Origin of the sequence: Vibrio sp. Vb0888, from assembly GCF_033338835.1 — a bacterium.
Taxonomy (GTDB): Bacteria; Pseudomonadota; Gammaproteobacteria; order Enterobacterales; family Vibrionaceae; genus Vibrio; species Vibrio alginolyticus.
Genome location: NZ_JAWOTL010000021.1, coordinates 1 through 12,762 on the forward strand (window position 1 = coordinate 1; position 12,762 = coordinate 12,762).

10 protein-coding genes and 1 other annotated feature are annotated in these 12,762 nt (G+C 43.8%); of the genes, 5 read left to right on the top strand and 5 right to left on the bottom strand.

All coding sequences use genetic code 11. From position 1 onward, the window contains the following. Positions 1-514: 514 nt before the first annotated feature. From clpB to rluD, 3 genes are all read right to left on the bottom strand, one after another. A complete protein-coding gene (gene clpB, locus R7P72_RS20370; protein ID WP_005381873.1) occupies positions 515-3,088 on the bottom strand; it encodes an ATP-dependent chaperone ClpB in 2,574 nt (857 codons plus the stop codon). A gap of 144 nt (positions 3,089-3,232) precedes the next feature. After that, positions 3,233-3,961: a peptidoglycan editing factor PgeF gene (pgeF, locus tag R7P72_RS20375; RefSeq protein WP_005381874.1), complete on the bottom strand. Its 729-nt coding sequence runs from the start codon at positions 3,959-3,961 to the stop codon at positions 3,233-3,235. 1 nt (position 3,962) lies between these two features. Continuing rightward, a complete protein-coding gene (gene rluD / locus R7P72_RS20380; RefSeq protein ID WP_005381875.1) occupies positions 3,963-4,940 on the bottom strand; it encodes a 23S rRNA pseudouridine(1911/1915/1917) synthase RluD in 978 nt (325 codons plus the stop codon). 136 nt (positions 4,941-5,076) lie between these two features. Between rluD and bamD the strand changes: the two genes are divergently transcribed. From bamD to yjjX, 5 genes are all read left to right on the top strand, one after another. Then, entirely contained in the window at positions 5,077-5,805 is a 729-nt protein-coding gene (gene bamD / locus R7P72_RS20385) for an outer membrane protein assembly factor BamD (RefSeq protein ID WP_005381876.1), read from the top strand. Between the two features lie 148 nt (positions 5,806-5,953). Continuing rightward, a complete protein-coding gene (locus R7P72_RS20390) occupies positions 5,954-7,435 on the top strand; it encodes a lytic transglycosylase F (RefSeq protein ID WP_309474595.1) in 1,482 nt (493 codons plus the stop codon). Positions 7,436-7,760: 325 nt separating this feature from the next. Continuing rightward, positions 7,761-8,087, top strand: coding sequence for a ribosome hibernation-promoting factor, HPF/YfiA family (gene hpf, locus R7P72_RS20395; RefSeq protein WP_005381889.1), 327 nt, complete (start codon positions 7,761-7,763; stop codon positions 8,085-8,087). 108 nt (positions 8,088-8,195) lie between these two features. After that, positions 8,196-8,317 (top strand) — a sequence feature (Phe leader region). 12 nt (positions 8,318-8,329) lie between these two features. After that, positions 8,330-9,508, top strand: coding sequence for a prephenate dehydratase (gene pheA, locus R7P72_RS20400; protein WP_005381890.1), 1,179 nt, complete (start codon positions 8,330-8,332; stop codon positions 9,506-9,508). Between the two features lie 24 nt (positions 9,509-9,532). Further along, positions 9,533-10,066, top strand: coding sequence for an inosine/xanthosine triphosphatase (gene yjjX, locus R7P72_RS20405; RefSeq protein ID WP_005381891.1), 534 nt, complete (start codon positions 9,533-9,535; stop codon positions 10,064-10,066). 110 nt (positions 10,067-10,176) lie between these two features. On the opposite strand, the gene trpR is transcribed toward yjjX, so the two are convergent. Both trpR and sltY read right to left on the bottom strand, forming a co-directional pair. Next, positions 10,177-10,485, bottom strand: a complete 309-nt coding sequence (gene trpR, locus R7P72_RS20410; protein WP_005381892.1) for a trp operon repressor — start codon at positions 10,483-10,485, stop codon at positions 10,177-10,179. 13 nt (positions 10,486-10,498) lie between these two features. Then, positions 10,499-12,445 (bottom strand): murein transglycosylase, encoded by a 1,947-nt coding sequence (sltY, locus tag R7P72_RS20415; protein WP_031779075.1) that lies wholly within the window; start codon positions 12,443-12,445, stop codon positions 10,499-10,501. Positions 12,446-12,762: the final 317 nt, after the last annotated feature.

Consider the following 12,762-nt stretch of genomic DNA (forward strand, 5'->3'; position numbering starts at 1 on the left):
CTTCAATTTAAGATTTTGTCGGCTCAATGAATACTGAACATTACATAAAGTAATGTTTGAATTGACTGTGCTGAATCTTTCGATTCAATGGTCACTTCGTATCATTGAAACCTAATTTGAAGCCTAAGCTTCTAATTGGATTATCATCAACGAGTGCCCACACAGATTGATAGGTCTATATTTTTAAAGAGCAGACTTCGAAGTTCTCTTCAAAGTGGACGGCTATTTTAGCTAGATAACTTATCGTGTCAAACACTTTTTTAAGTTATTTATCTGCGAGTTAATTTTAACTCACTAACCGTAGTTGTTTAGGTTCCGCTTCACTTGCTTTCCCATGACAACGGAGGCGCATTATAGGGAGTTCATTAAAGAACACAAGTGCATTTTTTAAAAAAACTCACCTTTTTAGTTTATTCGTATAGAAAACAGACAAAAGACTCTAAAAAACTATAGAAAAGGGGCCAAACGGCCCCTTTAGTGTGATTTTTATCTCAATTTTACTGTATCCATACAATTATTGATGAGCACAAATTTGGTCATTAGTAACAATTAGCTGCACTGTCTTGTCTGGAACGATTTCACCAGAAAGAATTGATTTGGCTAACGGGTTCTCGACATTCTGCTGAATTGCACGTTTTAAAGGACGCGCACCATACACAGGATCGAAACCAACTTGAGCGATCAAGTCGAGTGCTTTGTCGGAAACTTCTAGTTGATAGCCTTTCTCCTCTAGTCGTTTCGCCAAACGTTCCAATTGAATAGAAGCAATGGACTTAATGTGCTCTTGACCAAGTGGATGGAACACCACGATTTCGTCAACACGGTTCAAGAACTCTGGGCGGAAGTGTTTGCTAACCACATCCATCACTTCACTCTTGATACCTTGATAGTCTAATGTTGCGAAATTCTCTTGGATACGAGATGAACCCAAGTTAGATGTCATGATCACAACCGTATTACGGAAGTCAACAGTACGACCTTGACCATCCGTTAAACGCCCATCATCGAGAACTTGCAGCAGAATGTTAAATACATCCGGATGCGCTTTCTCTACTTCGTCTAACAAAATTACCGAATACGGCTTGCGACGAACCGCTTCCGTTAAGTAACCACCCTCTTCATATCCGACATAGCCTGGAGGCGCACCCACCAATCTTGCCACTGAGTGTTTCTCCATGAACTCAGACATATCGATACGGACCATCGCATCTTCACTGTCGAACATAAAGCTCGCAAGTGTCTTACAAAGCTCTGTTTTACCCACACCAGTTGGACCTAAGAATAAGAAGGAGCCAATTGGTCGGTTTGGATCAGAAAGCCCAGCTCGACTACGACGAATGGCATTCGATACAACAGAGACCGCTTCGCTTTGCCCTACCACACGATTATGCAGCACGTCTTCCATACGAAGTAGTTTCTCTTTTTCCGCTTCTAGCATCTTGGATACCGGAATGCCGGTTTGCTTAGAAAGTACTTCTGCAATCTCGTTGTCGGTTACTTTATTACGCAATAGCGTCATTTCCTGCATTTCAGCTTGGGTTGCAAGATCTAACTGCTTCTCAAGTTCAGGAATACGACCATATTGAAGCTCCGACATACGGTTTAGATCGCCAGCTCGGCGAGCAAACTCCATGTCCATACGAGCTTGTTCAAGCTCAGACTTAATATGTTGAGTACCAGAAAGAGCTGCTTTTTCTGTATTCCAAACCTCTTCTAGTTCAGCGTACTCACGTTCTTTTTCATTGAGTTCTTCATTAAGCGCTTTCAAACGCTTTTCACTCGCTTCATCGTGCTCGTTACTTAGTGCTTGCTGCTCAATTTTGAGTTGGATGATTTTACGCTCAAGCTTATCCAAGGACTCCGGCTTAGAGTCAATTTGTAAACGAATGCTTGAAGCCGCTTCGTCGATTAAGTCGATCGCTTTATCCGGCAACTGACGGTCGGAGACATAGCGATGTGACAAACTCGCCGCAGCAACAATCGCTGGGTCGGTAATTTCGACGTGATGATGAAGCTCATAACGTTCCTTCAAGCCACGTAAAATCGCCACGGTATCCTCAACGGTCGGCTCATCCACCAGCACTTTTTGGAAACGACGTTCTAATGCTGCATCTTTTTCGATGTACTGACGATATTCATCCAATGTTGTTGCGCCAACACAGTGCAGCTCACCACGAGCTAATGCCGGTTTTAGCATGTTGCCCGCATCCATTGAGCCTTCACCTTTACCAGCACCGACCATAGTGTGTAGTTCATCAATGAAGAGGATGACGTTGCCTTCTTCTTTAGCAAGTTCATTCAATACTGATTTTAAACGCTCTTCAAATTCCCCACGGTATTTCGCGCCAGCAACCAGTGCGCCCATATCCAGTGATAGCACACGGCGACCACGCAGACCTTCAGGTACTTCATTGTTAACTATGCGCTGCGCTAAGCCTTCAACAATTGCTGTCTTACCTACGCCTGGTTCACCGATAATCACAGGGTTGTTTTTAGTACGACGCTGCAATACCTGGATAGTACGACGGATTTCATCATCACGGCCGATAACCGGATCCAATTTACCTTGCTCTGCACGTTCGGTAAGGTCTATGGTGAACTTTTCCAATGCTTGACGAAGCTCTTCTGCATTCGGATCATTGACCTTTTGACCACCTCTGATCTTTTCGATTGCCTGGCTGACTTTTTGCTCTGTTAAGCCGATCTCTTTGAGCAATTGCCCCAATGGTCCGCGATCTTCTAAAGCGGCAAGCAGGAAGACTTCAGACGAGATATAGGAGTCTTGACGCTTTTGCGCCACTTTGTCACACAGGTTAAACAATGTGCCCATCGAGCTAGAGAGCTGAACATCCCCACCGATGCCACTGACTTTTGGTAATCGATCTAACATTTCACTCAATTTAGAGCGTAAATGCGTTACGTCCACATCCAGCATAGTAAGCAATGGACGAATTGGACTGCCATTTTGATCAAGCAAAGCCACCATGAGGTGAACTGGCTCGATATATTGATGATCGCGCCCTAACGCTAGTGATTGAGCATCAGAGATAGCGATTTGAAACTTACTTGTGAATCGATCAAGACGCATATCTACCTTCCTAACCTCAACTAAAGGAAATTCTTTTGACAGTTAGAAAGATGGATACTCGGGTGGGGAATTTCAAGGGAGTGAATGAATAAAGATAGCTTTGCAAAAATAGTAGTATGCATCTTAGCACTTTGGTGCTTATAGCTAGTCTTCGATCCAAATAAAGGTTGCTTGTCGACCAGTCTTACCATCACGGCGATAAGAGTAAAAAGAGGCTTTATCTTGGTAAGTACAAAGTCCAGAATCAAACACTTGTGTCACACCAGCCCGGTTTAGACGTTGCGTTGCCAGCACCGACATGTCAGCAAACCATTTACCGTCGATATCGCGTGGAGCAAATGCTTGATTCGCCTGTGAATCAAAATCAACAAAAGCTTGCAGAACATCTTCACCCACTTCGAAGGCTTGAGGGCCAATGGCGGGGCCAAGCCACGCTATCACTTCACCAGAAAACAACGCTAACGCATTTTCGACAATGCCATTTGCTAAGCCGCGCCAACCTGCGTGAACAGCGGCTACTTGCGTACCTTGTGTATTAGTCAATAATACAGGTAAACAGTCGGCGGTCATCGCTGAACAAACAACATGGCTTGAAGAAGTAAATACACCATCCGCATCAAGCACCTGTGTTGTTGGTTCATTTGCTTGAGCCACAACGGTTGAATGCGTTTGGTTTAACCAGATTGGCGCATTTGGCATGCTTGCCTGTTGCGCCAACCAAGCTCGGTTCTTCTCTACTAAAGACAAATCATCCCCAACGTGAGTACCTAAATTTAGCCCTTGGTAAGGGCCTGTCGAAAATCCGCCTATGCGTGTTGAGGCGAAAGCTTTGACATTTTTAGGCGCTGGCCAATTCGGAATGATCGTCTTCATATTAGAATTCTTCCGGTAAGCCGTGCTCTTCTGTATCTTGACGAAGCGCTTCAGTCATCACAACCATGTCATCAGGCACTGGAGCATGAAACTCAAGAACTTCGCCCGTAATTGGGTGCTCAAAGCGCAGCATTACTGCGTGCAATGCTTGGCGATCGAAGCCCCGGATCATTGCCGTTAGCTCTTCAGACGCACCTGTCGGGATGCGAGCACGTCCACCATATGCAATATCACCGAGCAACGGATGCTGAAGGTAAGACATGTGCACACGAATCTGGTGCGTACGACCCGTTTCTAGACGCAAGCGAATACGCGTGTGTTCGCGGAAGCGTTCAGCAACACGGTAGTGCGTTACTGCTGGTTTGCCCATTGGTGCTACCGCCATAAGCGTGCGCTTAGTAGAGTGACGACCAATCGGTTGATCCACTTTGCCGCCCGCAGTCATACGACCAATAGCGATCGCTTCGTACTCACGAGTAATATTACGTTTTTGCAGTGCGCGAACCAGACGAGTTTGTGCAGGAACGGTTTTCGCCACCACCATCAAACCCGTGGTGTCTTTATCCAAACGGTGCACGATACCTGCACGAGGTACTTCTGCAATATCAGGGTAATGATGCAACAACGCATTAAGTACAGTGCCATCAGGCGTACCAGCGCCCGGATGAACCACAAAGTCACGAGGTTTGTTGATAACGATAATATCTTCATCTTCATAGACGATATCTAGCGGGATATCTTGCGCTTCCCAGCGTTCTTCATCTTCTAACTCGGCTTGCAATGTAATTTCCTCGCCACCCATTACTTTGGTACGAGGTTTAGTGACAACTTCACCATCAACTTGAACTTTCCCATCAAGCAGCCACTCTTTTAGGCGCGAGCGAGAGAAGTCCGCGAATAATTCGGCGATAGCTTGGTCTAAACGTTGACCTAACTGGCTATCTTTTACGGTATTTGTTAATACAATCTGCTGAGCCATATCGAACTTTTTTAAAAACTGTGAGACTAATGCTCACGACTGTGAAAAAATAGACTATTACGTCATTGTATCTGTTACTGGAAAGAAAGTAACGGCAGCTTAAGAAATATTTAGATTCAAGGAACAGACTCCTGATATGAAACGTCAGACTTTAACAGGCCTTTTAGCGGTATCCCTTCTGTTTGGATGTGCAAGCAAAGAAGAAATCGTTCCTGATGTGCCGCCTTCGGAACTGTATGCAGACGCACAGATTTCTCTTCAAAGTGGTAATTGGCTTTCTGCAATTGAGAAACTGGAAGCATTAGACTCACGTTACCCATTCGGTGCCTACTCAGAACAGGTGCAGCTTGACCTAATCTATGCGTACTACAAAAACGACGACCTTGCTTTGGGCTTGGCAACCATTTCTCGCTTTATGCGTTTAAACCCAACCCATGAAAAGATGGATTGGGTGCTGTACATGCGAGGTCTAAGCCACATGGCGCAAGATCGTAACTTTATGCATGATTTATTCAGCGTAGATCGAAGCGATCGCGATCCTGAACCGGTAAAAAAAGCGTTTGATGACTTCAAAAAACTACTTCAACGCTACCCGAATAGCCCATATGCAGAAGATTCACAAAAACGTATGGTTGCGCTGAAAAACCGTCTAGCGAACTATGATTTAGCGACTGCTGACTTCTACCTTCGCCGTGAAGCTTGGGTCGCTGCTATTAATCGCAGCCAAGAGCTACAAAAAGCGTATCCAGACACAGAAGCTGCACGTAAGTCACTGACTATCCAGCTAGAGGCCTACAAGCAACTTGGTTTGGAAGACGCCGTAGCAAGAACTGAAAAGCTTATAGAGCTCAACCCTGTGAAGTAATTGAACTTGCTTTAAACTGAACCGCCACCGTTTTTACCGTGGCGGTTTTTTATTACTCTCAATAGTGTATTCAGCCCTTTCTTGATGATCTTCCTAGCTCCACATATGCTTAAAGTTCTCCTCCCCCCTTTATAAAAAGGATGTGAACGTGACGATATCTAAGCTTTGCGCAGTTATGCTGCTCCTATTGTCTGCTTCCGTTTGCGCACTGCAAATCTCGCCGCTCAAACAGCCTCCTTATACTGGGGACCTCGATGTCATCAAGGAGAAGAATGTACTGCGCGTCTTAGTTTCTGCTGATTTAGGCTTTTACTACATTGAGGGCGGCACACCAAAAGGCATAGGCGCGGAATTGCTGGCGCATTTCGAAAAAGACCTTCGTAAACTCAAACCAAAGCTTAACGTACAAATTATTCCTGTTGCCCGCGACCAGCTACTGCCAGCCTTAGAAAACGGTTCAGGTGACTTAGTTGTCGCCAACCTGACTATTACCGACACGCGCAAACAGAAAGTGGAGTTCAGTTCACCCATCCTCACTGACATTCAAGAGTGGGTAGTGACAAACAAAAGCACACCAGCGATGACGAAAATCGAGCAATTGAGCGGCAAAGAGATTTGGGTGCGTGCTAGCTCTAGCTACTTTGAAAGCATTCAGACACTAAATAAGAAACTAAACAAAAAAGGCTTACCGCCTGTTATCGTGCACTTTATTGAAGAAACACTTCAAGATTATGAGCTGGTCGGAATGCTCAACAATGGTTACGTCAAAGCCATTGTTCTCGATAGCCATAAAGCCAAGCTTTGGCTGAAAGTGATGGATGATATTCGGGTGCACAAAAAAATCCCTATCCGCAAAAATGGAAAAATTGCTTGGGCAATGCGAGAAAATAGTCCCAAATTAAAAGCCGTCGTGAATAAGTTCATCCAGAAGTCTCGCTCTGGGACAGTACTCGGTAACGTTATTTACGGTAAATACATCGATAACACGGGATGGTTGAACAGAGCTCTTAACCCTAAGAAAATTGCTCAACTAGAAAAACTCGCGGCGCTATTTTCACGCTATGGTGAGAAATACGATATCGACTATTTACTGATCGCTGCAATCGCTTACAAGGAATCAGGATTTAATAACGACCTAGTTGGAAGCCGAGGTGCCGTTGGCATAATGCAAGTCCTACCCAGCACCGCTCAAGATCCGAATATCAATATCAAAAATGTTCGACAATTAGAAAACAACATTCATGCTGGAGTGAAATACTTAGCTTTTTTGCGTAAGCAGTACTTCAGTGATCCTGATATTACTGCACAAAATAAACTCTACTTTACATTGGCGGCTTACAATGCGGGCCCCGGCAATGTAGAGCGTATTCGTAAGCGTGCAGCCCAACAAGGTTACGATCCTAATGTTTGGTTTAATAACGTGGAAGTCGTTATGCGGAAAAGTTTAAGCTCAACGGTTGGGTACGTCACAAGCATTAATCGCTACTACATAATATACAAACAACTAGAAAGTTTGGACCAAGTCAAAAGTCTAGAAAGGGTTTCACTAGCCCCAAAAGACCCCATTTTCATGATACCGCTACGAAAAGTCAGCCAAATTCCAGACAGTAAAAAGCCGCTTGTACAGTAAGCGGCTTTTTAAATGGATTCATTGGAAAGACTCAGTGATCGTCATCACACCTTACGTGTAGTTAAATTTTAACCACCTCAAATATTAGGCCGTAAAACTTCCCTAAAAACGAGGCCGTTTTCAGCTGAGTACTCTATCCAATCTACGGATTTACTAACCGATAACAAGCAATTTCACGATAAATCTCAGAAGTTCTTGAGTGAGATCACATTCATTTTTCATCATAAAAAACCCGAGCAAAATAATGATCTGAATCACATTTTTTTATGCTTAAAGCGGTAATCTGAACTCAACCCATGAGGGATGCAACAGAGGAAAAACACTTATGACAATGAATATCACTGGCAAAAACATCGAAATCACCTCTGCAATCCGAGCTCATATTGAGAGCAAATTTAAAAAACTGGAGAAATGGCAAGTAGACCTAATTGGTTGCCAAGCAACTTTCAGTGAGGAACCAAACAAACAGAAGAAATTCGAAGCGGTTATCAAAGTTCCTAAAGGCCAGCTCATTGCCTCAGCAACTCACGAAGATCTTTACGCAGCTATCAACGAAGTGGAGCAAAAACTAGAACGACAATTGAACAAGCTGACCCACAAACCTGAAGCTCGACGTGCAAGTAAGCCTGAGCTAGTGGAAGAAGAAGAGTAAACTGAACAGATTGAGGAAATAGCGCCGAAAGGCGCTATTTTTTTGCTTGACGCTCTCCCCAGCCTTGCTTATTGTGTTTAAACACTCATAAATTAAGCACTATTTATGCATTTAACCTCACTGTTTATTTTTGACTTCTTTTTCCTCCCATAGTTGGAGGGGCGAACTCGTTTGTGAAAGAAAAGTCAAAAACAAACAGAAAGCCTCCCAAATCGGGAGGCTTTTTTATAAGGAAAGAATTGATGACTGACCAACCTATTTCCCTCGAAGAAATTCGTTTACGCTTGAATGAGTTGGATGACCAACTTCTCAGCTTATTGTCTGAGCGCCGTAAACTCAGCATTGAAGTAGCCAAAAGCAAAGTACAAACCTCAAAGCCTGTTCGCGACGCCGTCCGTGAACAGCAATTATTGGTCAAGCTGATTTCTAATGGCCAAGATAAATACGAACTTGACGCGCAGTACATCACCAAGCTTTTCCATACCATCATTGAAGACTCAGTTCTGCTTCAACAAAGTTATCTGCAAAATCTCGTTAACCCACAGCAAAGCCGTAAGCCACTTGCTCGCGTCGCTTTTTTAGGAGCCAAAGGCTCTTATTCGCACTTGGCAAGTCGCGAATACTTCAGTCGTAAAAATACAGAGCTTATCGAGCTCAACTGCGAGCACTTTAAAGAAGTGACTCAAACGGTTGAATCTGGCCATGCTGATTATGGCGTTCTGCCAATCGAAAACACCAGCTCAGGCTCTATTAATGAAGTGTATGACTTACTACAACACACGACGCTTTACATCGTTGGAGAGCTAACTCAACCAATCGAACACTGCTTGGTTGCGAAAAAAGACATTCGTCTGGAAGATATTAAAACGCTGTATTCTCACCCTCAGCCACACCAACAGTGCAGTGAGTTTTTAAGCCGTATGAAAGGGGTAAAGCTGGAGTCCTGCGCGAGCACAGCAGATGCAATGCAGAAAGTCCAAGAGATGGATCGTGATGATGTGGCTGCAATTGGTAATGCATCAAGCGGTAAGCTATACGGCTTGCAAGTAATTCAAGGCAACATCGCAAACCAAACCGAAAACCATACTCGCTTTATCGTGGTTGCTCGTAAACCGGTTGAAGTTTCTACTCAGATTCCAGCAAAAACCACATTGATCATGTCGACCTCCCAAGAGGCAGGTTCATTGGTTGAAACACTATTAGTGCTGCAACGTTACGGCATCAATATGACCAAGCTGGAATCACGCCCAATTATGGGGAACCCGTGGGAAGAGATGTTCTACGTAGACTTGACATCACATCTTGCTTCGACAGAAATGCAACAGGCACTTGAAGAGCTGACAAAAATCACTAAGCACTTGAAAGTATTAGGCTGTTACCCGAGTGAGAACGTAAAGCCTACGCAAGTAAAATTGAGTTAATAGACACCAGTGAGTAAAAAGATCATGGCAACCCAAAAAGTCGTAATCGCATCGCTAAACCCAGCCAAAATTAATGCAGTTCAAAGTGCATTTCGTAATGCATTTCCGCATCAAGAATTCAACTTCGTTGGCATCAGTGTACCGAGTGAGGTCGCAGATCAGCCCATGACGAATGAAGAAACTCATCGTGGTGCGCTAAACCGCGTTAAAAACGCAAAAGTAGAGATGCCAAACGCGGATTACTATGTCGGTCTCGAAGCGGGAATTGAAGCAAACGTGACGTTTGCTTGGATGGTGGTTGAATCAGAGACTCACCGCGGTGAATCTCGTTCTGCAAGCTTAATGTTGCCGCCAAAAGTCTTGGAAAAACTCAAGGATGCGAATGAATTGGGAGATGTAATGGACGAAGTGTTTGGTACTGATAACATCAAACAGAAAGGTGGCGCTATTAGCCTGCTAACCCAAAACCAGCTAACTCGAAGCTCGGTCTATCACCAAGCCTTGATTCTGGCTTTAATTCCATTCACAAACCCTGAGCACTTTCCTTCAAATTTATAACACTCAGCCTATTCTCTAGATACGCAAAAGGGCGGATATTTCCGCCCTTTGTAATACGTTATCTTAGTCACTTGTAACACCAAGGCCTAAAAGCAAATTGGATATACTGTCTACTTAGATACCGCAACTTGTTCTAACAAGACTTTCAACTTGTCTTTTTCTTCATCAGATTTCGACTTTAGTTCGTTAGAGCCACGAGTAATGGTGGCAATGCCCACACCAAGCATCTGACTGATCTGACGTTGAGATAATTCTCCTTTAAGAAGTTCGTTAATTATATTAACGCGTGATATTAATGACTCTCTCTCATCACGTGACATCAGCATAGTTAACAGCATGTCATCTTGCTGGGTGCCCATACTTGTTCGAATTAGCTCAATAATCTGTTGCCAGTCTTTGTACTCGGGTTCGTGCGACATCAAGTTACCTCACTCAATACTTGGTATTGATCTCATGTTGATTCAAGAACGCGCCATCGATACCCAAAAGATCACGATAGTATGTTTCAAACATCAAGATGTTTTGTACATAACCGCGCGTCTCTTTAAATGGAATTGCCTCAATAAAGGCATAAGCATCCACTTTTCCTTGGGTACGCTCTCGCCACGTTTTTACTCTGTTAGGACCTGCATTATAAGCAGCAAGAGCAAAAATACGATTATTATCGTAATCCTCTAATAAACCTTGCAAATAATGGCTACCAATTTCGATATTTTTTCCTACATTGTAGAGATCCTGCGTACCTTGATAACTCAACTTATATTTACGTGCCGTGTACTTCGCCGTCGCAGGCATGATCTGCATAAGACCACGAGCGCCAACTGGAGAGCGGGCTTCAACATCTAACGCACTTTCCTGTCGAGCGAGAGACATCATCGTGACGGGATCAATGTTGTGCTTTTTCGCATAAAAGTTAAACCACCAGCGGTGTGCTATTGGGAACCTAAGTTCGATATTATCCCACATCTGCGCTTGAATACTCGCGGTCACCGTTAGGTGATGCCAACGTTTAAATGATGCATAAGCCGCCAACATCGCCTTTTCATCTTTTCCTACGCGGCGCAGTAAGTGTGCCCATTCACTCTTCGCTGCTGCGATTTTATCCGTCGCGATCAACTCTTCGATACGAGCTAACGAGTCTTGATAGGGTTGAACAACTTTCTTATCCAACTTAACCGTATGCGTTGGGTATTTGATTGATTGTCCGATTGCATTGGCGGCAGCCACACTGTAGAAGTTTCGTTGCCCAAGCAGAGTTGCTAAACGCTGTTTCCCCGCGATGTCATCACCTAACGCTATTTCACTTCTTCCAAGCCAATATTGCCAGCGTAGCGTGGCTTGTTCTTCTTTATTTAGAACAGCAATCCACTCTTGTACGCCTTTCCAATCTGCATTTTGAATCGCTAAGCGGATGCGCGTTTCAATCAACGGTAAGTACTGACTGGTTTTCGTTTTATCATCGCGCCATTTAGCTAATGACTCAGACTCCGTACGAGTCAATCGAAATGCAATATAGTCGGCAAGTTCTTGCGCTTTTTCTGGAGAAAACTTCTGTCCTTTAATGACGGCATCGTACGCACCTTGTGCTTGGCTAGTGTTCATACGAGCCAACTTTTCTAACGCATATTCACTTTGCGCTCGATTAAAATCATTCGCAGGTTTTTTCTTCGCGAATTCCGCAACACTTGCAGGATTATCAAACAACGCTTTCATTTCTTTGGCTTGTTGCTTTGCCTGCGCTGATTTAGGCAGTTTGAGCAAGTAACTCATCAAACCGCCATTACGAGCATCAAACGCCAGTAACATACGCTGTAGAATCAGTTCATCGGTACGCTCACCCGCCTTGTCCCATGCTGCAAATAATGGGTCACACTCATCAGCAATGCTGATGCCACGTAACCACATATGTTCAGCCCCTTTAAACGCCGCGACTTTCTTGCCTTGCTTTAACTGAGCGACGTAGAAAATACATTGGTAACGCTCACCACTAGGAATGACTTTTTGAAACTCAGTAATGGTTTTCCAATCTTTTTGCTTATAAAGATGATTGAGGTATGGAGCGCGAACTCGACGAGAAAATGGAAAAGACTCGTGCTCAGAAATAAACTCGTTTACCTGTTGTGGTGACTTTTCCGGTAACTGTCTAATAAAAGTGCGGTAATCCACATAAGGCGTTAGTGGATAGTCAGAAATTTTAGGACGAATCGAAAGGTATCCATCGATGTCATTTTTATCTAATAAATCTTGAGCTTGCTCATATACTTCGCGCTGCTTTTCCAAACTCAGCGCGGCATTAGCACTCAAACTCATAGCACACAACGCGGCGGCGCAGCATACGTTTTTAGCCAATTCAGATACGTTGAATCTCATTTGTGTCATTTTCCCCAGACATATACTGCCCTAAAGCCTAGTTTTGTTAGAGTTCATGTGATGTTAAGGCAATTTTCACACATGCATCTATTTACACAGAATGCAGATGTCCATGTAAAGCAACTTAGTGTATTAAAAATTGTACTCGTCAAACTTTTAAGACGATGGAGACAAAGCGTTTCTAACTCGCATAGAAAACACTTCGTCATTCTTAACGAATAACAAAAGTGTATACCCTAACCGTGTAAGTTTCCGGTCAGCTCAAAATAAGAAATCCATTCGTTAGGGAAATTCTTGCAATGCGGTAACAAAAACAAAGCACTTGG